Source organism: Geminocystis sp. M7585_C2015_104 (assembly GCA_015295805.1).
In the GTDB taxonomy this organism is placed as follows: Bacteria; Cyanobacteriota; Cyanobacteriia; order Cyanobacteriales; family Cyanobacteriaceae; genus DVEF01.
This window is the reverse complement of the sequence record DVEF01000031.1, coordinates 1-26,075: the sequence shown is the minus strand read 5'-3', so window position 1 is coordinate 26,075 and position 26,075 is coordinate 1. Positions and strand designations below refer to the sequence as shown.

At 46.8% G+C, this 26,075-nt stretch carries 22 protein-coding genes, 1 other RNA gene and 2 pseudogenes; 14 read left to right on the top strand and 11 right to left on the bottom strand.

Annotated elements, in window-relative coordinates:
• Both IGQ44_03460 and ssrA read right to left on the bottom strand, forming a co-directional pair.
• The coding region (locus IGQ44_03460; protein ID HIK37031.1) for a bifunctional diaminohydroxyphosphoribosylaminopyrimidine deaminase/5-amino-6-(5-phosphoribosylamino)uracil reductase at window positions 1-263 on the bottom strand (263 nt) is incomplete at its 3' end.
• Between the two features lie 16 nt (window positions 264-279).
• Window positions 280-667: a transfer-messenger RNA gene (gene ssrA, locus IGQ44_03455) on the bottom strand.
• Between the two features lie 262 nt (window positions 668-929).
• On the opposite strand from ssrA, the gene IGQ44_03450 reads away from it, so the two are divergent.
• The gene (locus IGQ44_03450; GenBank protein HIK37030.1) at window positions 930-2,111 is read left to right on the top strand and encodes a serine hydrolase; all 1,182 of its coding nucleotides are present in this window, start codon (window positions 930-932) and stop codon (window positions 2,109-2,111) included.
• 46 nt (window positions 2,112-2,157) lie between these two features.
• Here the strand turns inward: IGQ44_03450 and moeB are convergent, their stop codons facing one another.
• Window positions 2,158-3,330 (bottom strand): molybdopterin-synthase adenylyltransferase MoeB, encoded by a 1,173-nt coding sequence (moeB, locus tag IGQ44_03445; protein HIK37029.1) that lies wholly within the window; start codon window positions 3,328-3,330, stop codon window positions 2,158-2,160.
• 162 nt (window positions 3,331-3,492) lie between these two features.
• Here moeB and IGQ44_03440 point away from each other — a divergent pair, with 162 nt between their 5' ends.
• Window positions 3,493-4,818: a PDZ domain-containing protein gene (locus IGQ44_03440; protein HIK37028.1), complete on the top strand. Its 1,326-nt coding sequence runs from the start codon at window positions 3,493-3,495 to the stop codon at window positions 4,816-4,818.
• Here IGQ44_03440 and IGQ44_03435 read toward each other — a convergent pair.
• Both IGQ44_03435 and IGQ44_03430 read right to left on the bottom strand, forming a co-directional pair.
• Window positions 4,815-5,375 carry a photosystem I assembly protein Ycf4 gene (locus IGQ44_03435; protein ID HIK37027.1) on the bottom strand — a complete coding sequence of 187 codons (561 nt, stop codon included), beginning with the start codon at window positions 5,373-5,375 and terminating at the stop codon, window positions 4,815-4,817. The genes IGQ44_03440 and IGQ44_03435 overlap by 4 nt on opposite strands.
• A 65-nt stretch (window positions 5,376-5,440) precedes the next feature.
• Entirely contained in the window at window positions 5,441-7,081 is a 1,641-nt protein-coding gene (locus IGQ44_03430) for an acetolactate synthase large subunit (GenBank protein ID HIK37026.1), read from the bottom strand.
• A gap of 151 nt (window positions 7,082-7,232) precedes the next feature.
• Here IGQ44_03430 and IGQ44_03425 point away from each other — a divergent pair, with 151 nt between their 5' ends.
• Window positions 7,233-7,823 carry a 2-dehydropantoate 2-reductase gene (locus tag IGQ44_03425; GenBank protein HIK37025.1) on the top strand — a complete coding sequence of 197 codons (591 nt, stop codon included), beginning with the start codon at window positions 7,233-7,235 and terminating at the stop codon, window positions 7,821-7,823.
• 72 nt (window positions 7,824-7,895) lie between these two features.
• Window positions 7,896-9,203: a homoserine dehydrogenase gene (locus IGQ44_03420; protein HIK37024.1), complete on the top strand. Its 1,308-nt coding sequence runs from the start codon at window positions 7,896-7,898 to the stop codon at window positions 9,201-9,203.
• Here IGQ44_03420 and IGQ44_03415 read toward each other — a convergent pair whose 3' ends face one another.
• The gene (locus tag IGQ44_03415) at window positions 9,204-9,782 is read right to left on the bottom strand and encodes a TVP38/TMEM64 family protein (protein ID HIK37023.1); all 579 of its coding nucleotides are present in this window, start codon (window positions 9,780-9,782) and stop codon (window positions 9,204-9,206) included.
• A gap of 218 nt (window positions 9,783-10,000) precedes the next feature.
• Here IGQ44_03415 and hemB point away from each other — a divergent pair, with 218 nt between their 5' ends.
• The 4 genes and pseudogenes from hemB to IGQ44_03395 all read left to right on the top strand — a co-directional run bounded on the left by hemB (window position 10,001) and on the right by IGQ44_03395 (window position 13,555).
• On the top strand, window positions 10,001-10,975 hold the full coding sequence (gene hemB, locus IGQ44_03410) for a porphobilinogen synthase (protein HIK37022.1): 975 nt from the start codon (window positions 10,001-10,003) through the stop codon (window positions 10,973-10,975).
• Window positions 10,976-11,174: 199 nt separating this feature from the next.
• Window positions 11,175-11,734, top strand: a pseudogene (gene folE, locus IGQ44_03405) (GTP cyclohydrolase I FolE).
• 647 nt (window positions 11,735-12,381) lie between these two features.
• Window positions 12,382-13,275, top strand: coding sequence for a response regulator transcription factor (locus IGQ44_03400; GenBank protein HIK37021.1), 894 nt, complete (start codon window positions 12,382-12,384; stop codon window positions 13,273-13,275).
• A gap of 4 nt (window positions 13,276-13,279) precedes the next feature.
• Window positions 13,280-13,555, top strand: a complete 276-nt coding sequence (locus IGQ44_03395; GenBank protein ID HIK37020.1) for a circadian clock KaiB family protein — start codon at window positions 13,280-13,282, stop codon at window positions 13,553-13,555.
• A gap of 17 nt (window positions 13,556-13,572) precedes the next feature.
• Here IGQ44_03395 and IGQ44_03390 read toward each other — a convergent pair whose 3' ends face one another.
• From IGQ44_03390 to IGQ44_03375, 4 genes and pseudogenes are all read right to left on the bottom strand, one after another.
• Window positions 13,573-15,972: an endonuclease MutS2 gene (locus IGQ44_03390; protein ID HIK37019.1), complete on the bottom strand. Its 2,400-nt coding sequence runs from the start codon at window positions 15,970-15,972 to the stop codon at window positions 13,573-13,575.
• 156 nt (window positions 15,973-16,128) lie between these two features.
• Window positions 16,129-16,428 (bottom strand): annotated as a pseudogene (locus IGQ44_03385) (DUF1815 family protein).
• A gap of 250 nt (window positions 16,429-16,678) precedes the next feature.
• Window positions 16,679-17,020 (bottom strand): ferredoxin--nitrite reductase, encoded by a 342-nt coding sequence (locus IGQ44_03380; GenBank protein HIK37018.1) that lies wholly within the window; start codon window positions 17,018-17,020, stop codon window positions 16,679-16,681.
• A 62-nt stretch (window positions 17,021-17,082) separates the two neighbouring features.
• Entirely contained in the window at window positions 17,083-18,492 is a 1,410-nt protein-coding gene (locus IGQ44_03375; protein ID HIK37017.1) for an isochorismate synthase, read from the bottom strand.
• Between the two features lie 133 nt (window positions 18,493-18,625).
• Between IGQ44_03375 and IGQ44_03370 the strand changes: the two genes are divergently transcribed.
• From IGQ44_03370 to IGQ44_03350, 5 genes are all read left to right on the top strand, one after another.
• Window positions 18,626-19,552: a 2-carboxy-1,4-naphthoquinone phytyltransferase gene (locus tag IGQ44_03370; GenBank protein HIK37016.1), complete on the top strand. Its 927-nt coding sequence runs from the start codon at window positions 18,626-18,628 to the stop codon at window positions 19,550-19,552.
• Between the two features lie 64 nt (window positions 19,553-19,616).
• Window positions 19,617-20,597, top strand: a complete 981-nt coding sequence (locus IGQ44_03365) for an acetyl-CoA carboxylase carboxyltransferase subunit alpha (protein HIK37015.1) — start codon at window positions 19,617-19,619, stop codon at window positions 20,595-20,597.
• A gap of 161 nt (window positions 20,598-20,758) precedes the next feature.
• Entirely contained in the window at window positions 20,759-21,487 is a 729-nt protein-coding gene (locus IGQ44_03360; GenBank protein ID HIK37014.1) for an SDR family oxidoreductase, read from the top strand.
• A gap of 103 nt (window positions 21,488-21,590) precedes the next feature.
• Entirely contained in the window at window positions 21,591-22,322 is a 732-nt protein-coding gene (gene folE / locus IGQ44_03355; GenBank protein ID HIK37013.1) for a GTP cyclohydrolase I FolE, read from the top strand.
• 82 nt (window positions 22,323-22,404) lie between these two features.
• Window positions 22,405-24,099, top strand: coding sequence for a serine/threonine protein kinase (locus IGQ44_03350; GenBank protein ID HIK37012.1), 1,695 nt, complete (start codon window positions 22,405-22,407; stop codon window positions 24,097-24,099).
• Window positions 24,100-24,112: 13 nt separating this feature from the next.
• Here IGQ44_03350 and IGQ44_03345 read toward each other — a convergent pair whose 3' ends face one another.
• Window positions 24,113-25,015, bottom strand: a complete 903-nt coding sequence (locus IGQ44_03345; protein ID HIK37011.1) for an SHOCT domain-containing protein — start codon at window positions 25,013-25,015, stop codon at window positions 24,113-24,115.
• Between the two features lie 382 nt (window positions 25,016-25,397).
• Here IGQ44_03345 and IGQ44_03340 point away from each other — a divergent pair.
• On the top strand, window positions 25,398-26,075 hold a 678-nt coding region (locus IGQ44_03340), incomplete at its 3' end, for a hypothetical protein (protein ID HIK37010.1).

Here is a 26,075-nt window from a genome sequence, read left to right as displayed (position 1 = left end):
GTACAGGGTGGAGTCCGCCCATAATGGTTACATGGTTCCAGATTAACATAAACAGTGGCACCCCTAGCCGCCTCCCCCGCCTGTTGTAGGGCGAACACTTCTGCATGAGGCTTGCCCGCACCGGGGTGAAACCCTTCTCCCACTACCCTGCCATCCTTTACCACCACCGCACCCACCATGGGGTTGGGGGACGTCCTTCCCAAAGCCCTTTTGGCCAACTCTATACACCTTTTCATCATCGAGGTGTCAAAGTCTTCCGTCATCCCCCTCCCTCGTCCGTTATGGAGCTGAGCAGAGTCGAACTGCTGTCCAGACTAGCTATTCACCTCCCGCTCCCTCACAGGCTTAGCCCCTCTTACCCTCGGGGCGGGAACTGTCATTTATCCCTGACAGTGGGGACTTCTGGTTTTATCTTAGCCCTAAGACAGACCAGACACCATCTTAGGGAGCACCCGTTGGGGTTTGCCCATAGTGCTTAACGGGGTCGCACTATGAGCGCTCGAGCCTTTCTCTAGGCCTTAGGCAGCTACAGCAGCTGCTTTACGAGCAAAAGGAACGATGTTGTTCGCACTTACTTTTTTTGAGCCTTTTTTTTACGAGAGAAGACCCACTCTCGGCCTGCATCACGGTTCGGCTTTCGCTAGCCTGTCGAAACCGTTACAGCCCCGTGCTTTTCCACTTACTGATCATAACCTATATCCAACCGGATTGACAAGGGGTTGGGATTAGTTTTTCCAAAAACCATCAATTATACTGTAAACTGACCATTGTTGAAACAAAGGAGAAAAACCTTGTCTAGGGGAGTATCTAAAACTCACGGGGAGAACAAATACCAGAAGAAAAGGGTTACCGCGAAATATAGAATAGCTACAAGCAAGCCACAAGAAGTACCGGAATATAATGCAAATGCTAGTCAGTCGCAAAACTGGATGACTATTGTAGTCAATAACGTGTTCCGGTTGACCATTGTGGGGGTGGGGATGGGCACTATTTTTGGCACCCTATTGGCCAATTTGGACTTAACCAAACCCGTTTTCCCAAAAATAGACTTGCCCTTTGTAGAAAGGATACCTCCGGGGGCAGCAGAGAAGAAACCACAGGAAAAACCAGTTGCCACCAATCCTAATCCGCCCACGGGTCAATCTCAATCTCCAAATCCTCCAAAACCCATGGCCTATATCCCAGAAACCCGCAAGCCGGATTTGTTGAAATTTACCAGGGAGTTGACGGCCCTACGGGCTAAATTCAAAACGGTGGCCGACAAGTATTCTAAATTGCAACTGAGTGCCTTTTTTGTGGACCTGGATACTGGTAGCTACATTAATTACAATGGAAATACAAGATGGCCAGCGGCAAGTACTATCAAAGTGCCCATACTGGTGGCCTTTTTCCAGGATGTGGATGCGGGTTTAATACGTCTGGATGAGAAGCTCACCATGACGGAGAAGAACAAAGCCGGGGGCTCTGGTAATATGCAATACCAAAAAGTGGGCACACAGTATACCGCCCTCTACACCGCCACCGAGATGATTATCAGCAGTGACAATACGGCTACCAACATGTTGATTGAGAGATTGGGAGGCATAGAAAGGCTAAATAAACGTTTTCGGGAGTGGGGATTGGAACATACAATAATCCGCAATCTGTTGCCGGATTTGGAGGGGACTAATACCACTAGTGCCAGGGATTTGGCTATCCTCTTAGGGAAGGTCAATCAGGGGGACTTAATCTCATTACGCTCACGGGATCGTCTTTTGGAAATAATGCGACAGACAAAAACTAGAACTCTTCTCCCCCAGGGTATTGAACCCTCAGCCACCATTGCCCACAAGACTGGGGATATTGGTGTGATGTTGGGGGATGCCGGCATTGTAGATATGCCCACGGGTAAACGTTATATAGCCGCCGTTTTAGTGAAACGCCCCCACAATGACCCTGCCGGCAGAAGTTTTATTCAAGAAATATCTCGTACTGCTTATCAGCACTTTAAGTGGTATCAGAAAGCCCCTGTCTCCTTCCCAGCCACTGACAACAGACTAGCCACTGACGACAAAAACAAAGATGACATCCCTTTTAACCCCGGCAACCACAACAACAGGATAACCGACTAGGGGCAGTGGGTTAATTTGTGCCAATAGGCCACTGCCCCATCCCCCCCTAGTATAGAGGCACAGAGGGGTCCACTTCTTTACTCCAGGCGTTTATTCCCCCTTTTACATTAATCCCCTCAATACCGTGTTGTTTTAATATTTGTAAAGCCTTTGCGGAACGACCACCCATCTTACAGTGGGCAATGAGGCGTTTTTTACCCTGGAGTAATTCCTTCACCTTGGCCACTCCATCCCCACTCTCAATTTCTGGGAGGGGTACCAATACGGCCTTTGGAATACGAGCTATTTGATATTCATTGGGGTTACGGACGTCTATCAACACATAGTCGTCAGCAGGACTGTCCAACAGAGCCTTCAGTTCAGTCACCGTCATTTCCGGCAAACCAGTCTCTGCCTCCTGTTGCTGTTGAGGAATGCCACAAAACTGCTCATAGTCGATAAGTTTCTCAATGACAGGACGTTCGGGGTTGGGACGCAATTTCAACTCCCTAAACTTCATCTCCAGGGCATTATAAAGCAGTAGCCTACCGCTTAAGGTTTTGGCCGGGTCCACCCCAAGGATGATTTTAATGGTCTCGGTAGCCTGGATAGTGCCTATTACACCGGGTAATACACCCAAAACACCACCTTCGGCACAGGAAGGCACCATTCCGGGTGGTGGAGGCTCAGGGTACAAGTCACGGTAGTTAGGCCCCCCCTGATAGTTGAATACCGTAGCCTGCCCCTCAAACCGGAAAATTGATCCGTATACATTGGGTTTGTTTAGTATTACACAGGCATCGTTGACCAGATAACGGGTGGGGAAGTTGTCTGTGCCATCGATGATAATATCATAGGGTTCAAGAATGGAGAGGGCATTTTTCGAAGTCAGACGGGTGTTGTAAAGATCTACTTGACAGTCAGGGTTGATTTCCAAAATGCGGTGTTTAGCAGACTCTATCTTTGGTTTGCCCACCCAAGACATGCCGTGGATAATCTGTCTTTGGAGATTAGAAGCCTCCACCACATCAAAGTCCACAATGCCAATCCGGCCAACGCCAGAGGCGGCAAGATACAACAACAGGGGACTACCTAATCCCCCCGTGCCCACACAAAGGACACTAGCAGCCTTAAGACGTTTTTGCCCCTCCAAACCCACCTCAGGCAAAATAATATGTCTGGCATACCTCTCATATTCATCCTTGGTGAGGGAGATGGCATCCAAATTAGGGTTAAGCATTACCTTGTATTTATATACCTCTGAGGAATTGTTTGCAAGCTACCACAAATTCTGCAACTTCCCATTCTAGCATGTATTTCCCTTCCCTATCGCAACGGAAAGGATGTGGGCTACAATGAAGGGGAGGATGTTGTCCCTTCCTAGTGGTATCCGTAGTTAGATATGAAAAAGTTAATCTCCGGGGCGTTGTCTCCCCTATTTTCTCTTTTCAAAGGGCAGTCCAAGCTGTTATGGATTTCCTTGATGGTGGGCGGTATACTCTCAGCTACACTTCCGGAAACGGTAAAGGCTGAAATGAAGGACAGTCCAAAACAGGTAATAGACGAGGTATGGCAAATTGTCAATCACCAGTTTGTAGATGGCAATTTCAATAGGGTGGATTGGCGGAAAAAAAGAGAAGAGTTGCTAAATCGCAGTTATACCAGCAGGGCACAAGCCTACAGGGCTATACAACAGGCATTGAGGGAATTAGGCGATCCCTACACCCGTTTTCTACCCCCGGAGGAATTTGAGGCCCTAACCAGCCAAACGGCTGGGGAAATATCTGGCATAGGTGTAAAAGTTGTAACCGATCCACGCACCCAAGAGTTATATGTTGTGGATGTCATAAAAAAATCCCCTGCCTTCCAAGCCGGTTTAAAAAGGGGAGATCGCATTGTCAGAATCGACGGCAAACCCACAACCCTGATGAATATGGAAAAGGCCACTGAGGCGTTGAAGGGGGAAATAGGCACAGATGTAACCCTAGAAATAGTTAGGGAAGGGAAACCCTCCTTTGTGGTGAAAATCACCCGTAAACAGTTCGAAGTCCCTTCCCTGGAATTCAGTCTGAAAAGGGAAGGAGACATGAAGGTGGGGTATATCAGACTAGAAGAATTCAACTCCCACGCGGTGGCGCAAATGCGTAATGCCATAATACAGCTACAGCGGGAAAACCCCCACGCCTTCGTTTTAGACTTGAGGGGCAATCCCGGAGGACTTTTATTTGCCAGTGTAGACATAGCCCGTTTATGGCTGGCAAAGGGGGAAATTGTAGACATTGTGGCTCGTCAGGGAGGACATCAACGCTACTCGGCTAACAATTCTGCCCTCACTGACCTTCCCCTGGTAGTATTAGTGGATGGCAACTCTGCCAGTGCTAGTGAAATTCTTGCCGCAGCCCTAAAGGAAAACAAAAGAGCCATCGTCGTAGGAACTAACACCTACGGCAAGGGGACAGTACAATCAGTATACCCCCTTTCGGACGGCTCGGGGGTAGCAGTGACCATCTCCCGTTATTATCCCCCCAGCGGCACAAACATCAACAAGAAGGGAATAACCCCAGACATCTTCCAACCCCTCACCAAGGAGGAGGAAGTCCTGCTAAATCAAAACCCCTCCCTCTTAGCCACCGCCAAGGACTCTCAGTACAACAAAGCTATATCTGTGTTACGAGGTTTGCTTTCAGCCAGGAAAACAGGGCAAAAGGAGAATAGGCAAATCCCTTAAAGCCCCTCTAGGGGCACGGAGAGAAAGCGGGCAAGGGAGGCCCCCTGGTTTTCTAACTGGGAGAGAGGTATAAGACGGTCCACGGGGGTCAGGGGTATGTTCCGTCCTGGTTTCACCCGTAGATACAAAGTGCGTCTGGGGTTGAAGCCCTCCTTGATTTCCGCCCTGATGGCCTGTACATCCTTAAAATCGTAAACCAGTTCAACTTTGCGATTTTTTCCGGGAAAGCCGAGACGAAAGATGGTTATCTTCCCCTTTTCTTTGTCAAACTCGTTGTAGCCGGCCCCTACGTTTAAAATAATCACCAGCCAAAGATAGGTAGCCAACAAAATGGCAGCTACCCCGTAGAAGGTGAGGGCAATGCCCTGGGGGATAAATTGCAGCCGGGAGGTATCGGTGACTAGTAACAGGTTTGTGTGGAAACAGCTAGACAACCCAGCTAAGAGAAAACCTACACCCCCCAGGGAGGTAACAATAGCCCAAAAGAAATTGCTAAACCTCCTGGCACCAGTTATTTTTTGTCGTAGGACAGTGTCGTCCTTGATTTCTGTGGCCATTAGTAGGACAGTATGACGAGCAGTTCAAAGGAATACCGCTCATCAATTGTAACAGCTTTGTTGTCCTACATGGAAGGACAGTTGAGATTTCCAGCCCTTTGGGAAAAACGGAGATTCTCACGATAGTCCACTGGACAGTCAATAATAGCAGGGACCTCGTCTTCCAGGGCAGTTTTGAGGATGGGAATTAAATCGCTGGCTGCCTCTACCCTATAACCCTTTAACCCCATACTCTCTGCAAACTTGACAAAATCGGGATTGCTGAAATCCACATAACAGGTGTAACCAAATTGATTCATCTGTTTCCAGGCAATCAAGCCATAGCCATTGTCATTGAAGATAAGGGTGACAAAAGGAGTGCCCACCCGCAAAGCAGTTTCCAACTCCTGGCAATTCATCATAAAACCGCCATCCCCCGTCACTGCCACCACTTTTCTGTTGGGATAAACCAGTTTAGCGGCAATGGCCCCAGGTATGGCAATGCCCATGGCGGCAAAACCGTTAGAGATAATACAGGTGTTGGGGCTTTCGCAGTGATAGTGACGGGCAATCCACATTTTATGAGCCCCTACATCAGAAATGACAATATCCTCTGAGCCCATCACCTCTCTTAAATCATAAATAATTTTTTGGGGTTTGAGGGGGAAACTGTCATCTTCGGCATAGCGCTCATAATCCGCCACAATCTCCTCCCTGAGGGATACCGCAAAGGGGGTTGGCTTACCAGTGCGATCGCATCTTTGTAAAATCTCCATCAAGGAATCGGAAATATCCCCCACCACCTCCACGATGGGAATATAACTACTGTCAATTTCGGCGGCAGTGGAGGCAATATGTACAATGGGGATGGTGCCATTAGGATTCCAACGTTTAGGAGAGTATTCAATCAAGTCGTAACCCACGGCAATTACCAAATCCGCTTCTTCAAAGGCGCAGCTGATGAAATCCCGTTGTTGTAGCCCAACCGCCCACAAGGCTAAAGGATGACGATAGGGAATGGCCCCCTTGCCCATGAAAGTGTTAGCTACAGGTATGTTGAGGCGGGTGGCAAATTCCGTTAAAGCCTGAGAGGCACGGGCGCGAATTACACCGTTTCCCGCCAGGATGATGGGATTTTTGGCCTTAGCAATGGCCACTGCCGCACTGTTGATACTACGATAGGAGGCATATACCTTCTCCTGAATGCCAGTGGGGAGAGGTTCCCCTTCTACAGCCATGGCGGCGATATTCTCCGGCAGGTCTATATGCACCGCCCCCGGTTTCTCCATTTGTGCTATTTTAAAGGCCTTTCTCACCACCTCGGGTGTAATACTAGGCCTTACAATTTGTTGGTTCCATTTGGTCACAGGGGCAAACATGGCCACCAAGTCGAGGTACTGATGTGATTCGATGTGCATACGGTCAGTGCCCACCTGTCCGGTGATGGCCACTAAGGGTGCCCCGTCCAGATTGGCGTCAGCTACACCCGTCATCAGATTTGTAGCACCAGGGCCTAAAGTGGAGAGACAAACCCCGGCTTTCCCCGTCAGTCTGCCATAGACATCGGCCATGAAGGCTGCCCCCTGTTCGTGACGGGTGGTGATAAATCTAATGGGGGAGTCCTTCAAAGCCGCCAGCAGGTGTAGATTTTCTTCCCCCGGTAAGCCAAATACATACTCCACACCCTCATTTTCCAAACATTTGACTAGTAATTCTGCCGTGTTCATTGCCTAGATGCCTTTGATTGCCCTATTCTAGAAATAGATAAACAAAAACCGAACCCAGAGGCCTAGCCACCCGTATCCTCCTACGTTCGTTCGTGGCTTATTGGCCGTATTTCAATGTTAACCTAGTTTTCTGGTCACCAACGGCAGGGATGTGAATAACAGTCTTTTTTCTTCCTCCAACCTTTTTCCCCTCGAACACCCCGCCATCGGCATCCCCTCTCATCCTCTTCAGTATCGCGCTATAGGAGTAGTTAAAGGTATATATAAGCCGGAGGAGGGAGTTTTGACAAAGGGGGTGTTGACAACAGAAGAAAACTATTCATTCTCGGCAGTGTTGTTGGGAAAAACCATCTGTACGGTTAAAAAGCATATTAACCTGGAAGAGGCACAACTGTGGGTAGTATATCCTCATAGTCTACCAGGGAAGGATGAGCTTCATTTTCAAATTGCCGGCATTTACAAACCCGCCTCCCCTCAAAACCCCCCTCTGCCGGAAAATTATTTTTCTGTCCGAGGAGAAGTAGTCTATTCTTCCAAGTCCAGAGAGAAGGTAGTGGTAAAAATATATCACAACAACTACCCCCTCAGAAAGGGAGCCCCCTGCTTTAAGGTGGAACTAAAAGGCAAAATTCCCAACAACCGTCTCAAGAGTTTTTTCACCTTTAGTGCCCGTCTAGAGGGGAAATATCTAGTGATTCAAGAATACTTTAACCTAGGGCTGATGGCGGCTTACGTAAAATAAACGCCCTAACTGTCAACGGTTGGGTGTACAATAGGCAGAGATGAGAACAAGACAAGACCAAGGATAGACACTGTGGCTTTTAAGATAGGTTTATTAGGACTGGGCACTGTAGGCAGTGGTACTGCAGACATAATTTTACACCCTGAAGGCAGACACCCCCTATTAAAAGAAATAACCCTCCATCAGATTGGAGTTAGATCCCTGACAAAAAAACGCAACATAGACGTGCCTCCCAGCCTCCTGACCACAGATTTGGAAGCCATTGTCACCAATCCGGAAATAGATATTGTGGTAGAACTAATAGGAGGATTAGAGCCAGCCCGCAGTCTCATTCTCAAAGCCATAGCCCACGGGAAACACGTGGTCACCGCCAACAAAGCCGTTATCGCCCGTTACGGTAGAGAAATCTTTGCCGCTGCCAACAGGGCCAATGTCTACGTATTGCTGGAGGCAGCAGTGGGAGGCGGGATTCCTATTGTTGAGCCTCTTAAGCAGTCCCTTGGCGCCAATCGCTTTCGTAACATAATTGGAATTGTCAATGGCACAACCAATTACATCCTGACAGAAATGACCCAAAAAGGGGCAGACTTTTCCTCCGTGTTGGCCACTGCCCAGAAATTAGGCTATGCAGAAGCGGATCCGACTGCCGATGTGGAAGGCTATGATGCGGCGGACAAAATAGCTATTCTTGCCTCCCTCGCCTTCGGTTGTTATCTGAAACGGGAAGAGGTTTACTGTGAGGGGATAACTAAAATTACCAGCAGTGATATAAACTATGCCGACAAACTGGGCTTTGTGATCAAGTTACTAGCTATTGCCTCATTCCCAGACCACCAGCAAGCCGATGAAAATGCCCCACTACAAGTTAGAGTACATCCCACCCTAGTGCCCAAATCCCACCCCCTAGCCAGTGTAAACGGGGTGAACAATGCCATTCTAGTAGAGGGGGACCCCCTGGGACAAGTGATGTTTTATGGCCCCGGTGCCGGCTCGGGTCCTACTGCCAGTGCCGTAGTGGCTGATATAATGAACATAGTGGGGGTATTAGCCACAAATCCTCAACCCTCTCGTCTGGATGCCCTTTTGAGTTATGCACCCCAGGGAGAAAGGGAAATTAGCCCTATATCCGAGGTATACACTCGCTTTTACGCCCGTTTTCTATGTGAAGATGTGCCAGGGGTAATTGGCCATTTGGGCACTGCCTTTGGGCGCGCCAATGTGAGTCTGGAGTCGGTAGTGCAAATCGGTTTGGTGGACGAGTTAGCAGAAATAGTGGTGGTGACTCATCACGTCAGGGAGGGGGATTTCAGAAAAGCCATCTCTGACATCCAGGGAATTGAGGCCATTAAAAGCGTTGCTAACATTATCCGGGTGTTGTGACTAACATCCATTACCCCAGTTGCCCTCTTTGGTGCGGCGTCTGTACCATGTGGCGGCGAAAACCAGTATGCCAATCAAAGAAAGGGAAACAGTAAAAGGCAAAAGACTGCCTCGGGCAATGCCCGCACCCATTAATACAAAAGGGAAAACCCCAAAAGTGGTGCCCAAAACCGTGCCCACAAAATAATCTCTGCTGCTAATGGACGTCAAACCGGCACCATAGTTGACAATGCCATAGGGAATCAAAGGCAAAAGACGCAAAGCAAAGATATACCATAGCCCCCCCCTTTTCACCTCCGCATCCATCTTCTTCAAATAACCCCCAAACCGCTGTCGCGCCCAAGAATGACCCAAAAAACGGGCATAGAAAAAACTCACCATGGCAGCTAAAACGGCAGCAAAACTAGTCCAAAACAACCCCTGGGCTACCCCGAAAATCAACCCCCCACTCACATTCAAGGGAGTAGAAGGCAACAGCAAAATTGTCCCCACCATATAAAACACAATGTAACCCAACGGCGCCCACCACCCCAAATCCTCTATCCACCCCCTTATCCTCTCCGCCTCCACACCCCCCATCCAGAAAACAGTTACTACCGTCAAGGCTATAGCCAACACCGTCAATATTCTTAATCCCCTCTTCACCGGCTACCTCCTGAAAAGTTACAAGCCCTTCTCCCAATACTGTTCTATTGCCACACCCATTCTACCCCCTTTCTCCCCAAAAGATTAAATATTAATGATTATCATTTTTATATTATACTGAGGGGGTGGGAAACAAACAGGGAAAGACAAAGATGCTGAAGCTAATACAACGCCCGAGGAGATTGCGTCGCACGGAAGCAATACGGGCAATGACAAGGGAGACTACCCTAACAGTAGACGACTTGATTTATCCGGTATTTGTGATGGAGGGAGAAAACCAGAAACAGGAGATTCCCTCGATGCCCAATTGTTTCCGTTATACCCCCGATTTGCTGTTAGAAGAGTTGTACAAGGTGTCACAGACGGGCATAAAAGCCATAGCCCTTTTCCCTCTCATACCCCCAGAAAAGAAGGACAACGAGGGCAAAGAGAGTTATAATCCAGAAGGCCTAGTACGGTCTAGTGTGAGACGCATCAAACAAGAATTGCCCCAGCTATTCGTAATTACAGATGTAGCTCTAGATCCCTATTCGGTATATGGCCATGATGGCATAGTAAGGGATGGGGAGATAGTCAATGACGAGACAGTGGAGGTATTGGTGAAAATGGCCCTATCCCATGCAGAGGCGGGCGCAGATATGGTAGCTCCTTCAGATATGATGGATGGGAGGGTAGGGGCGATTAGACAAGCCCTAGACGCCGAAGGGTGGATAAATGTAGGAATACTGGCTTACAGTGCCAAATACGCCTCAGCCTATTATGGCCCATTTAGAGACGCCCTGGACTCTGCCCCCCAGTTTGGCGACAAGAAAACCTATCAAATGGACATTGCCAATGCCAGGGAAGCCCTAAAAGAGGCTGCCCTAGACATCGCTGAGGGGGCAGATATAGTCATGGTAAAACCTGCTTTGGCCTACCTGGACGTCATCAGAAGAATTAAAGACAATACTAACATCCCCGTGGCTGCCTATAACGTCAGCGGCGAGTATGCAATGATCAAAGCCGCAGCACAACGGGGGTGGCTAGACGAAACCCAAGTAATTCTGGAAACCCTTACTAGCATCAAAAGGGTCGGTGCCTACCTTATTCTAACCTACTTTGCCAGACAAATTGCACCCCTGCTTTAGAGACAGGCTCTACTCATATCCCCATCCCCATTCCCTCCCTAATCTCCAAATCCTAACCCCTCTTGTCATTCCTCCTTGCAGGGGATAAAGTGATAATGACTATCATTTTTATTACTTTAGGCTCATGGAGTTAACACAGCAAAAGAATCATAGAAACCTATTAGCCACCCTTCTCCAAAGACAGGTAACAGAGGAAGAGATGGTAGCAGCGGTAGAAACCCTGTTGTTGGGGTTGGGGGAAAATCCCAACAGGGAGGGATTGAAAGATACGCCCAAGAGAGTGGTGGGGCGTTAAGATTCCTGACTTCTGGTTATTTCCAGTCTTTGGGTGAGATTTTAAATGGTGCGGTTTTCCACGAAGACATCAAGGAGATGGTATTAGTTAGAGACATAGACTTATTCAGCCTATGTGAACATCATATCCTGCCCATTATCGGTAGGGCTCATATTGCCTATATCCCCAACGGTAGGGTAATTGGCTTATCTAAAATTGCCCGTCTGGTGGAAATGTATGCTAGACGACTACAAGTGCAAGAGCGTTTAACTGCCCAAATTGCCGACGCCTTGATGGGATTGCTCAAACCCCAGGGAGTTGCCGTAGTCATAGAAGCTATCCACATGTGTATGGTTATGCGGGGCGTGCAAAAACCAGGTTATTGGAATTATACAAGTGCACTACGTGGTATTTTCGCCACCGACGGCAAGACTCGTCAGGAGTTTATGAATTTAATCCAACATGGTCCCACTTTCAATAGTTAGGGGTTTAAAATTATAAATCCGTGGGGGGTTGAGGTTTGCAATTACAAACCGGTACTTGATTTCTCTCCAAAGGGATTGTTGTACACAGTTTCTTATATACTTGATGATGGACAATGATAAATGACAATTGCTGTTCTGGGGGGTTATAGCATAGAAAAAAACCGTTGTGTTAGGACACCGATTGCCAAAAAACATACTGTCTGTCAATTTATGAACGTGTGGTATATACTGGTAAAGCAAGATACGGAAGACTAACACAAGACCTGTAGAGACACTGTTGGGTGACGGGGTTGAGTGGTGAATTGGGATTTGCAGAAAAGGCGCTAGATTTAAGTCTTATATGATACATGTCACCGTTGGGGGAGGTAGAAAAAGACAATATTGAGGGGAATTTAGCCGCTACAATGGGGAGATAAAACTTGGTCTGGTGGGGCAGACAAGTTAAATTAGGTATACAATTAAAGGCCCTTCATCAGGGGGGGTGACGGTGGTTATCGGTTTTTTAAAATGGGAGATAAACAGTCCCCGAGAGGGAAATTTGTGGTAGTTTAGAGATAGGACGTGCAATTATACCACTAATCGGCCAAATTGTACAAAAAAATTAAGGATTAAGTAGCGGTAAGGGGGACTTCTCCCGCCCTGGGATTATGCCGAACGACATATATGAGATATTACTGGTGGAAGACGAGGCGGTGAATGCCCAGAAAATAGAGGCGTTGCTGTCCAATTCCCAGAATCTGTCCATCTCCAAGGGAATAAGATTCCAGTCGTGTCATGTGACAACACTAGGAGAAGCTATAGAAACACTAAAGAAAAGAGAAAAGGAATTTGCCGCCATTGTCTTAGACTTGACTTTGCCGGATGCCAAGGGGTTTGAATCCCTTTTTAGGATCAGGGAAAATTTCCCGGACATACCCACCATTGTGCAAATAGAGTCAGAGGATGAGAGTGTCATCGTGCGTGCCTTCCAGATGGGGGCAAATGGTTATATCCGTAGAGACGAGTTGGATTCCAACTCCCTGGTATATGCCCTGCGTCTAGCCATAGAGCGGCAACAATACATAGATAAATTGGCTGCCCTCAGACAGGAACAGGTGAAACAGAAGGAATTGGCCAGTCTGGAGAGTTTAGCTCAATCCATCCGCCCCACCATCACCGCCAAGATGTTTGCCTCTGATGCCCTCAAGGATGCCGTGCCCGACGTTTTTGCCGAATTAACTGCTAAATATGCCGAGCTATTAGAGTTATCATTAGAACAGAGGGCATTAAAGGTGGATTATAACATCCCTGAACAATTACGACAACTGGCGGCTAAATTGGGTTTTTTCAAAGCCAGTCCAAGGGATGTGGTGGACATCCACACCAAAGCCCTCAGGGACAAATGTCAGAATGTCAACCTAGCCAAAGTCCAAGCCTACGTGGACGAAGGCCGGCTAAGATTATTAGAGTTAATGGGTTATTTAACCTCTTATTATCGAAAATACTATATAGGTTTGAGTAATCTTACTCTTCTTTCTAGTCCTGATTTTGATGAGTTTTAATTACATGGCTAGCTATTTATTGAGATTATACATAACCGGCAATTCTATAAATTCTCAGAGGGCCATCGCCAATTTGTTGCGTCTTTGTCGAGAAGAATTGAACAATAAATACCAGGTGGAGATTATAGACGTTTTGGAGGAACCCGACAGGGCGGAAAGAGAGAAAATACTAGTAACACCTACCCTTATCAAGCAACTGCCGCCGCCCTTACAGAGAATCATTGGCGACTTGTCCAACAAAGAAAACGTACTATACGGTTTGGATCTTATCGACCAATGAGAGAAAAGACAAGGCCCCTATTTGAGATAGGCGATGGTTACACCAGTACCCCCCTCGTTTTCTGGTGCATCGGTGTAGTGACTGACTTGGGGGTGGTTAGCCAAGAATTCATGCACTCCCCTACGAAGAGCTCCTGTGCCCTTGCCGTGTACAATCCATAGTGTGCCCATTTCCGAGGCAGAGGCTATGGCCTTTTCCAGGATGGGATAGGCCAGATGCACTCGTTTACCTCTTATGTCAACCGTGTTACGAGGTGTGCGAATGGGGATAGGGGGAGGGGGAGAAGACTGAGAAACAGACTTACTGGGGGAGGGGGTAGTGTTAGTTTTGGGGGCCGCCACTGCCTTTTCCCCTGCAAGAGACTCGATGTCAGAAAAGGGCACTATCATCCTCATTATGCCGAAACGGGCAGTAACTTGTTGGTTGTCTTCATTGACTTCTAATACCTCTGCCACTTGGCCAATGGAAATAATTTTAACCTTCTCTCCCACCTTAGGACGATAACCTGTATTGAGCTTTTCTTCTTGCAGGGGGGTTAGGAAGCGTTGTCCTATTTTATTAAGACTTTCCGTAGCTTTTTGGGCATCCCGGGTGGTGGGCTCGCTTTTTCGTTTTAACTCCTTGATAACTTGACTAATTTGGCTTTTGGCGGCCAAAAGCTGCTCTCTTATCTCCCTTTCTAGTTCTCGTTTCAAATCCCTTTCTCTTTCTTGTAATGCCTTGGCTTTAGCAGACACCTCCCGGTAGAATGACTCAGTTTTTTGCAATAACTCTTCTGCCTGACGGTGTTTCTCCTCCTGTTGTCGTCTTTGGTTTTCCAAAGCAGAAATCAACTCATTGACGTCTAAAGAAAGGTTGCCCACCAGAGTTTCTGCCTGGTGGAGGATTTCCGGTTTTAACCCCAGTCTTCGGGCAATGACAATGGCGTTAGAGCGTCCAGGAACACCCCATAATAGACGATAGGTGGGTTGGAGACTGACATCATCAAACTCCACTGAGGCATTTTCAAAACGGGAATCGCTATACTTAAGACTCTTTAATTCCCCATAGTGGGTAGTAGCAATAGTAAGGAGGTTGTGATCCGCCAAGTACTTTAAAATGGCAATAGCAATGGCAGCCCCCTCCTGGGGGTCCGTCCCCGCTCCGATTTCATCTAGTAGTACAAGACAATTGGCCCCCTCAATAGCCTCTAGAATCCTGACGATGCGGCAGATGTGTCCGGAGAAGGTGGAAAGATTTTGTTGCAAAGACTGTTCATCTCCAATATCGGCCAAAACCTTGTCAAACCAGGGAAGTCTTACGGGGGGCTTGGCAGGGATGTACATGCCAGCCTTAGCCATAAGACACACCAGGCCAACAGTTTTCAGAGTAACGGTTTTGCCACCGGTGTTAGGCCCAGTAATGGCCACCACTCTTATATTGGGGGATATCTGAACGTCTATGGGCACAACCGCCCGGCCGTTTTCGTGTTTTTCCTGCCAGATTAGTAGAGGGTGTCGTAAGCTTTTGAGGGAAATACTCTCGCCACCGGCAAAGTCAATAAACTCAGGAGGATAAGCATCCAACCACAAACCGTATCTAGCCCTAGCGGTGGCCAAATCCAGGATAGTGACGACGGCCAACAGTTTTTCTAAAGCCTCCCAATTTTTCCCCACCTTGGCGGAAAGGGCAGCCAAAATCCTCTCCTCTTCCCGTTTTTCCTCCAGACGGGCAGTTTGAAGCTGATTGCCCATGGGTATAATCTCTTTGGGCTCCACATATAGGGTGAGACCACTACTAGAGGTGTCATGAACGATACCAGTGATTATATTACTGTGGTCCGCCTTCACTGGCAAGACAAAACGCTCTCCCCTCTGGGTGATTACTGCTTCCTGGAGGGCGTAGGGGAAGGATTGGATTATAGATTGTAGGGTTTCTTGAATCTGATGGCGTAAAGAGCGAATTTTCTGTCTAATCCCAGCCAATTTTGGACTCGCCCTTTCTGCCACCTCTCCCCTTTCATCTATACAAAAATAGATTTCCTGTTCCAACTCAGCAAAAGTGCCTATGCCAGCTACCAATTCTCCGAGGGTAACCAGATTTTCCCTTTGGTCAATAGTCTTTTTTAAGCGCCTAAAGCCACCCAGAGTGCTAGCTATTTGCAATAATTCCTTTCCTCCGAGTGTCCCCCCCATCTTTGCCCTTTCCAGGGAGACACCTATATCATAAATGCCATCAAAGGACCAATTGCAACTGGAATCGGTGATGAGGGAGAAAACCTCTTCTGTCTGACGTAATAGCTTATAACTTCCCTGTGGCGAGGAAGGAATATCCAAGTTGACAGCAGCCCCTTTGCCCAGTTTCGTAGCGGCAAAAGTGGAAAGGTGCTGACACAACAAGTGCCATTCCAGCAGCTTTAGTGTTTCTTGTTCAATCAAAGCTAAACCGATTCCCAGGACTGTTAAACCACTACGATCCCAGTATATCAGTTAAGGGGTGTTACCGTCTTAGATTTTCCCCACCAACAAGCTATGGCCTTCCACTGATGTGCCCCCTCCATCCAAATTGGCTAGGGGGGACTTTTCCGCATTAGTCTGATACTTAGCTAAATCCGCCAATTCCTGTAACTGATTAATGGCTTCTGCCCCCTCCAATTTCATTAACTCTCTATCGTCTTGCATTTCCGTCCAGGTTATGCCGTAGTCTGACACCAGAAAACGGATTAAGTGGTTATCTCCCAGACTCACCATGAAGGACGCGCTATTCATCTCTGTTCCACACGTGTAACATGAAGCTATATAGCCCCTTTTCTCCAGGACGGTGGCCAAGGCTTGTAGATTCATCACCAAGTCTTTCACAAACTCCCGGTATTGTTGTGCCAAGCGAACAAACATTTTGCCTCCTTACAGCATTAACTATAGCTGTATTTTTTCTTAATATTTTTTTAATGTTTCCGTGACTTATTATATGATAGATTCGTGAAAAAATGCAAAACAGTAGGGTTTTCCCCCTAACTCAAGGATACCTCAGGAAGCAAGAAAAAGAACAACGGCGGCTCACATTTCATTAGCGAGGACGGACAAGATGGGGAAAATAGTTCCATGCCCTCCCAGGAGGGGGGGCTCTTGTTTTATTATTGAAATCTTAATATTTGACGCTAGTAAGGTCTTCCCAGGAGATTTCTTGTTTGTCGCCGGCGAACTCGTTGTCCGGTGTTATAAAGAGCATACAGTGGCATTCTTTCCTTTCCCGCATGGGCACACAAGGGCAATTCCAGTAGCCTTCTTTTACCTCTGCCTCTTTATCCTCATAGTGACGACAAGGGCAAAGGGGGGCTCCCAATTCCTCCTTGTGACGGGCTAGGCCTTGTATTACTACTGCTGTCACAGAGGGATCGGCGCAAAAATAAGTCCCTGTTCTCTTGGCGTATTGCTCGGCGAAATGTTTCATTGTTTCGAGGGTTTTTTCACTGACGGTCTGTGTCATGTTTTCCTGTTATGTATGTTGTTGGTTTTAGTGTTTTTTTTATTTTAACGTTATTTAGTTCCCTAAGAGGCAATTAAGGCCTGTAAAAGTGCTTGAAATTTAAGTCTTATTTCCATCAATTCCTGTTGGGGATTAGAGCCCTTCACTATTCCGGCACCGGCGTAGAGGCGGGCAGAATTTTGTCTTATTAGCGCCGAGCGAATTCCCACTATAAAATCACAGTTTCCCTCCCCGTCCAGCCATCCTATTGGTGCAGCATATAGGGTTCGTTCAAGTTTTTCCTTCTCCCATATTTCCTGGCAGGCGACATCAATTGGTTCCCCCGCTACTGCCGGAGTAGGGTGTAGTTTTCCCAATATTTCTAGAGGTTTGATTTTCCTTTCAATTTGGGCAGATATTGGGGTCCATAAATGCTGAATATTGGAAAGTTTTAATAGCTGTAGAGGCTCCTTTTTGGGCCTCAGGCCTAGGCTTTTCAATTGCTCAAAAATAAAATCACTTACTGCCTGATGTTCTCTTCTATCTTTTTCGCTATTTAACAGTTCTATTCCCAGCCTATAATCCTCGTCGGGGGTTTTCCCCCTTGGGGCTGAGCCAGCCAAGGCATCACTCATTAAATTGTTACCACGTATGGACAGTATTCTCTCTGGACTTGCCCCAATGAAGTACTCGTTATTTTTATTTCCTAGGGCAAAAATATAACACTCGGGATGATTAATCCTCAAATTATCTATGGCTCTTATTAGGTTAAACCTTCCCCTTATTTTCAGTTCTAAGCCATGAGCCACCACTATTTTCTTTAGTTTACACTCTCTAATAGCCTCAAGACTCCTGTTCACCTTCTCCAAAAATTCCTGGGGATTGTTATCTTCTATGGTAATTCTGCTTCTTTTTTCCCCCACAGGAAATAAGGAGTAAAAATCAGGTATTTCCTGTTGAAAAAAATCTAAAAATATGCTATAATTGTTAACCTGATACTCTGAGAATAGAGAAACAGAATAATGAGAATGTCTTTTGGTGAGAAGGAGCCGGGGAATGTATATACTGGCGACGGGGAAAGAATCCAAGCTGCAGGTACTGAAAAAAGTGAAATATGCCAAGAAATAAGGGAGAATAGGACTGGGATTAATACCAGAAAAATAGGGGAAACAATTGTTTTCAAAAAAATCCTGGCAAAGGGAGAATCTGTCCCGGGTTAATTGACCGGAATTAATGCTAGAGATTGTGAGACTTTTAACAGTTCCTATAGCAACTATCGCCTCTTGTTTGTTGGGATTTTCCCAGTAGAAACATTCTTGTCCACTCTCTCGAAATAAAGAGAAAAAAACAAGAGGATCTATAGGGGGTACCTCCTGGGAAAGGGTCCACAGGGGAAAGTTGGAATTTGGAGGGTTAGTAAAAATTAATTTTTTAAACTCTTGGAGCTTATCAAGAAGGGAAAAACTAGATTTGCTTTCGGGAATAGTTGCCATAGAACTAAGGTTATAAAATAAAAAACTTTTTAGGACTGTCTTTAAAGAAATGTTAAGGAAGATTAGAGGGAAGGAAATAAGACATAGGGAAAATATAATATTTGGGGGAAACAATCCAATTTTAGTTCAGATTATGAAAACAACGGAAGAAGGTGTACAACCTATTGTTAAGCAGGAAGTTAGCAAGAGTCAACTGTGGTATGCGGCAATAAAACCCCCAATGTACACTGTAGCAGTAATCCCCGTCAGTTTTGGGACGGCCCTGGCCTACAGGGAAACAGGAGAATTCCACCTGACTGTGTATATAGTTTTCCTGCTTTCTGCTATTTGTATAATCGCCTGGTTGAATCTGAGTAATGACGTATTCGACTCGGAAACGGGGGTAGACGTAAATAAGGCCCACTCCGTGGTGAATCTGACAGGAAATGCCAGTCTTGTCTTCGCCATCAGTAACATTTTCCTGTTATTGGGGCTGGGAGGTGTATTCCTCATAAACCTATGGTTAGAGGACTGGACAGTATTGAGCCTGATTGTGCTATGTTGTTTTTTGGGGTATGCCTATCAAGGGCCTCCCTTTCGTCTAGGCTATGTAGGACTAGGGGAGATAATTTGTCTTGTCACCTTTGGGCCATTAGCCATAGCTGCCGCCTATTATAGTCAGGCGAAAAATTTTTCATTCGGTAGCCTAATAGCCTCTAGTCTAATTGGACTTTCTACTGCCATTATCCTATTGTGTTCCCACTTCCACCAGGTAAAAGACGATTTAGCGGCAGGGAAAAAATCCCCCATAGTCCGTTTAGGTACGGCCACCGGCGCCAGAGTATTAACTGTGGCAGTGGTGTTGTTTTATATTTTGAGTGTTATATTTGTTTTACTGAAAATACTGCCCTATGTAAGCCTAATAGTGTTGTTTTCCATTCCCACAGCCTGGAAACTTATTCACCATGTAAATACCTATCATGCACAGCCAGAAAAAGTCCAAAACAGCAAATTTCTAGCAGTTAATTTCCACTTCCTCAGTGGTTTGTTGTTATCCATTTCCCTGATATCCCATAATTGATGAAGGATAACAAGAGCAGAATTGAAAAAGGAAAATTTAGTGCCGGAGACAAAAGGGAAATAATATGACCAAAACGACACAGAAAAGAACTTTTTTACTGGAATTTGAAAAGCCACTGGTAGAGTTACAAGCCAGGATTGAACAAATTAGAGAATTGGCAGCAGAAAACAATGTGGACGTGTCCCAGCAGTTAGAGGAATTGGAAGGCAGAGCTGAACAACTACGACAAGAAATATTTAGTACTCTGACAGCTGCCCAGAAATTACAAATTGCCCGTCACCCCTGTCGCCCATCCACCCTGGACTACATACAGGCGATTACAGACGAGTGGCTGGAGTTGCATGGAGACAGAAGGGGTTATGATGACCCAGCTTTGATAGGAGGGATTGGCCGTATTGAAGGAAGGCCAGTAATGCTAATAGGGCACCAAAAAGGGAGAGACACTAAGGATAACGTAGCCCGGAATTTCGGAATGGCCTCTCCAGGGGGTTACAGAAAGGCCATGCGTTTAATGGAACACGCCAACCGCTTTGGCCTGCCCATTATCACCTTTATTGACACTCCCGGAGCCTATGCCGGCGTGGAAGCAGAAAGACTAGGGCAAGGGGAAGCCATAGCCTACAATCTAAGAGAAATGTTCCGTCTGGGGGTGCCCATCATCAGCACAGTCATAGGTGAGGGAGGATCTGGAGGCGCCCTGGGCATAGGCGTGGCGGAGGTTTTGATGATGTTTGAACATTCCGTCTACACCGTAGCCAGTCCAGAAGCCTGTGCCGCTATACTCTGGAAAGACGCCAAAAAGGCCGAACAAGCCGCCGCCGCCCTGAAAATTACCGCCAAGGAACTCAAAGAATTGGGCATTATTGACCGAATTTTGCCAGAACCTCCCGGCTGTGCCCATTCTGACCCGTTAGCGGCCGCCGCTACTCTAAAACAGGCCATTTTGGAGAATATCGAATATCTCTCCCAATTTCCCCCCTCTAAACTCCGGGAGATGCGTTATCAGAAATTCCGTCGTATAGGTGTTTTTCTCGAAAACAATTGACTAAAATCTATAGTGGGCGGAGGGCCGCCCGCAAAAGAAACAGTAGGAAAAAACGATTAGTGTTATAATGGCCTATGGTGATTTTGACAAAAAGAGAGCCCTGTCCTTTTAGGGATTAACTCCCGATTTCCCAGCAAAAACCCAAAATAAGCAACAATATCATGGAAAAGACCCCAACCAGGCCAAGAGCGATCATCACCGGCGCCAGTAGTGGTATAGGCAAGGCAACGGCGATCGCTTTTGCCTCCTCAGGAATAGACCTGTGTCTGATAGGCCGATCAGAAGACAAGTTGTCAGAAGTGGCCACCCAGGTAGCCGAATATGGGGGGGAGGTAAAAACAGTAGCCACGGACTTGAGCCAAGTGGCAGGGGTGCGCAGTCTCTTTGCCTCTTTGGCCGAACAGTTCGGTCCTATTGACATTCTGGTCAATAGTGCCGGCATTGGCTACACTAACCCCCTTCAAGATACCCCCCTGGAAGACTGGGAAAAGGTAATGAGAATAAACCTCACCAGCATCTTTCAGGCGGCGGTGGGGGTGTTGCCCTCCATGCGTCAGAGGGGCAAGGGAACCATCATCAACGTGGCCTCCATTGCCGGCCTCCAACCCTTTCCCGGCTGGGGAGCCTACTGCGTCAGCAAGGCCGCTCTGGTGGCCCTTGGACATTGTCTGGCGCAGGAAGAGAGACGTCATGGCATTAGGGTGATTACCATCTGTCCTGGAGCAGTGAACACGCCCATCTGGGACACAGAGACGGTGCAGGTGCGGCTTCCACGGGAGGCAATGCTGAAACCAGAAACTGTCGCCCAAACCATACTGCACGTGGCCCTGTTGCCCCAGGAGGCGGTGATAGAACAACTTGTTCTTACCCCTACTATTGGCGTCCTCTGAGGATATTCCCCCATCTTAACAAGGACCTCCCCTCTGAGGAAAGAAATATTAAGACATTGTAACAGATTACAGTCACTCCGTCCATCACAAGTCAAAACAACCTATGACAGAATTCGCCAAAAATTCCAGATACGAGCAACAGTTTACTAACAACCATTCTTATATAAGTACAGAATTGTACAAGAATCTGGGTAGCATAGCCGAGCGCAACGGACACAACGGCAAACAGTTAGCAGAAATTGACATCCAGGCAGACACCGAAGCCAGAAAACAAAAGATGATCCAGGCAGTACGCCAACTACTGGAAGCTATTGGGGAAGATCCGGACAGGGAGGGACTACTAAAAACCCCCAAGAGGGTGGCAGAGGCAATGCTCTTTTTGACCCAGGGTTATAACCAATCCCTGGAAAAACTGGTCAATGGTGCTATATTTGACGAGGGTCACAACGAAATGGTGTTGGTTAGGGACATTGACTTCTTCAGCCTCTGCGAACACCATATGTTGCCCTTTATGGGGAGGGCTCACGTGGCCTATATCCCCAACCAGAAGGTGGTGGGTTTGAGCAAACTAGCCCGCATAGTAGAAATGTACTCAAGAAGACTACAAGTACAAGAACGTCTAACCCGTCAGATAGCAGAAGCCATCCAAACTATCCTTGAACCAAGGGGGGTGGCAGTGGTGATGGAAGCAACCCACATGTGCATGGTAATGCGGGGGGTTCAAAAACCCGGCTCCTGGACTGTTACTAGTGCTATGATAGGGGAGTTCCAAGACAATGACAAGACCCGTCAGGAATTTTTGGATCTGATCCGTCACAAGCCCAGTTTTCTATAAAAGGGAAATGCAAAAAAGGGGGCTGTGATCCGTCCCGCAAAAAAGGTTAAAATAGGGGCAAGAGCCCCTATTGGAGATTTCCATGTCCCACGGCGCCGTTGATGAGCTCATACCCCCTCCCTATCAGCTGGTCAAAAAACTGGGCAGCGGCAGTTTCGGCCATGTGTATTTAGTAACCGGGCGGCAGGGTCGACAATACTGTGTCATCAAACAGTTGCATCCTGTCTCCAATGCCCCCAACTTTCTCAAACAGGCCAGGAGACTATTCCAAAAAGAGGCAGAGGTTTTAAAAAAACTCAATCACCCCCAGATTCCCAAGCTGATAGACTATTTTGAATACAACGGTGACTTCTACCTGGTGGAGGAGTACATCGAGGGGCACACCCTCCGACAGGAATTAATACCTAATCAACCCTTGCCAGAAGAAAAGGTTGTCGAAATACTACAACAGGGTTTAGAAATTTTGAGGTACATTCATAGCCTGGGGGTGATACATAGAGACGTAAAACCTGACAATTTTATCCGCCGCCGTCAGGACAACCAACTAGTTTTGATTGACTTTGGTGCTGTCAAGGAGTTCAATCTAGAACAGAGTCGTCTGATAAACCCCACTGTAGCCCTGGGCACCCGTGGCTATATGCCCACCGAACAGGCACGGGGGAAACCCCACAAAAACAGTGATATATACGCTCTGGGAGTAATTGCCATTGAGGCTTTGACGGGGAAAAATCCCCTCCAGCTGGAAGAAGATGAAGGAGGAGAACTAATTTGGCGTCCTTTTGCCACCGTTTCTCCACCCCTAGCAGACATTATCTCCAAAATGGTGCGTTACAACTGCAAACAACGGTACCAGGCCGCCGAGGAGGTGATTGCCGACTTAGAGGCATGGCGGCAACAGAAAGCAAGGAGGTATCTCCAAGCCACCGACGCCCCATTGCCATCATATGCCTCCCCCCAGTCCTCAATCTCCAATAAACGCCATCCCCTGAAAAACTGGTTACAGTCTCCTGTCGGCTCAACTTTTTTAACTGCCTCCATCATATCTGTAATTGCCACCGGCGGTGTGTATTATCTGAACCAACAGGAAAGAGCAAGACTAGAAGCCGAAAGAAGCGCTTTTTTGGCCTCCCTTGAGGAGAAGTACAATGCCCACGATTATACGGCTTGTTTTGAACAGGCAGAAGAAAGACTCAATCAAAAAGACAATAAAATTCCCACCTCCGACTTATCCGAATACATCGGTAAGTGTCGTCTGGAAGAGGGCAAAAAACTGGCACAATTTGCCGAATACGCCAAAGCCCTGGAAATAGTTAGCAAGATAACCCCCAGTAATAGATACTATCAGTCTGCCGCCAGCCTATCTGATCAGTGGAGTAGGGAGGTTTTTAAAAAGGCAGAAAAACTTTACACCGAGGAGGGGAAATTAGAAGAGGCCCTCAAGGAAATAGACTCTATTCCCGACAATGATGTCAAAAAGGCCTCTCTTGTTATAGTCAGTCAGTGGCAAGAAGAATACAAACGCAACAGTTATCTTGTTGCCCAGGCAGAGAAAGACTTAGAATACGGTAATTGTAAAGAAGCAATGGCTAACGCAGCCAAAATCGTGGGCTCTAATTATTGGCTTTTACAAGGCAAAAAAATTGTAGACAAAGCCCACAAGTGTCTAGAAGATCAGTCCAAGGAAACTGGCAAAAATCCCGATAACAACCCCGATAAAAACAATTCAAAACCCGATGGTGTGATTGACGTCTGTGACACTATCTTGTGTCCTAATTAGTGGAGTATTTGAACTATTTCTTGGTTCTTTCCTTTTCCAACTCGATGATGTTTTTGACACCCATTTGCGCTAGTTTTTTGTCATACTCCTCCTGGGTAATGATCCCATTTTCTAATGCCTCTTGAAGTTTAAGAATTTTGTCTTTATTACTCTCGAAAATACGTCTGTTCAAAAGCTCCTGTCTCGCTTTGTTTTCTAGTTCATACAACTTTGTCTCATACTCTTCCTGAGTCAAAATACCATCCGAAAACGCCTCTTGTAGTTTTTTAACTTTTTCCTCGATCAGAGAGGCGATGTGACACTCTTCTATTTGTCTTTCAATGGGCGCTTTTTTGCGCAAAAACTCCTCCTCCGTCAAAATGCCATCTTCAAAAGCCTTTCTAAGTTTGTCCAAAGTCTTCTGCAGCTCCTCTAAAGTGGAATTATACTCGGGAGAAATAGAAACCGGGATAGGAACGGAACTAGATGTCTGATGGTCATCTTGTTCGTCCTTAGCAGTTCTAGAATTAACCCTAGTAAATTTTAGCTCCTTTTCCAGATAATCAATTAGTATATTTTCCTGTATCCATCCCCATCCCGCCATGGCAACCCCCGTCCAAATGGGAATGCCACCAACAAAAATACTAGTAATGCCGGCCCCAGCAATATTTTCAATCCACTTTCCCCTGGAAGTTTCTACTACAAAATCCTTGCCACCAGAAACCGAGTCTTTGGAGGGATAAATCCTCACCTCAAAAGCTAAATTTGCCCCCAACAATGTCCGGATTACTCCCGTTTTTCTCGCCTGGACTAAATAACCATCCTTCTGTTTTAAACCCTGTACCTCGTATCCCTGTCCTTTAAACCAAACTATTATCCCCTCATAAGCCCTTTCTAGATCCTTTTCGTTTCTAAGAACAAAATAACTTTTGGACATGGACGAAACCCCCAGCGCTGTTAGATTCTTTTGTTTTCACTTAGGGAAAACAATCCTTTTATTTCCAGAGGGGAAAAACGAGGAATTATTGTCCTGTCATCCCCCCTATGCCCATTATAAACCGTTTACAGGGTTACAGGATTTCTGTTGCACTGAAATATAAAGATTGTGTAAAATTTAAGGGTTATTCCGTAGTTAGAAATAGCTGGTGAGAAATAGATTAAAGATTTTGTAAAAAATGAGCAATAACGCCTCTTTTTTGGGGACAAAAAGGTAAGATAAGAGACAGAGGAATAAGAATTACATGTAAACCACTAGACAAAACTAGCAGTTGATTAACTATACAAAGAGAATGAACAAGTGGCGGGATTCTTTTAAGTGTGTGCATAAATACTTAAAACAAAGACTACTGGCTACCGGTTTGGGTTTGACGGCCTTTGGCCAGTCGTTGCTGCCATTGCCCGTCTTGGCTCAGGCCTTGACACCGGCAGGCACTCAAATCCAAAACCGCGCTACGGGTACTTACGTTGATCCTACGACGGGGCAAACAATCAACGTTACCTCCAACCAGGTAACAGTTACCGTTGCGAAGGTAGCGGGTATTACAGCCATACCGGCGGGAATTATTGACACCAATGGAGGGTCGATTTCCACGGGCGATACTCTCCACTTTAATTTCCTAGTCACCAACAGTGGCAACGCCCCAACGAACATTCACTTCCCGGGAACCACCGACATGGTGTCCCAAGGGTTTAACATTACCGGCTATCAGTTGGATCTCAACAACGACGGGGACTTTGACGATGCCAATGAGGCAGTACAGACAGGCTCATTCACTACCACCACACCCATCTCCGCCGGTGCATCTGTGAGAGTCAGGGTAATAGGTACAGTAACGGCTTTTAATGCGGGCGATGTTGTAAGTGTCCGCATAGGCGATACGCCTCCCGATAACAACTCGCCCGACACTCAAAACCAACCCAGTACAGGTGGGGGTCAGGACCTGCGTACTGATAATACAGGTCTGGATGCCCCTGTTAATGGTGAACGGGAAGCCTCC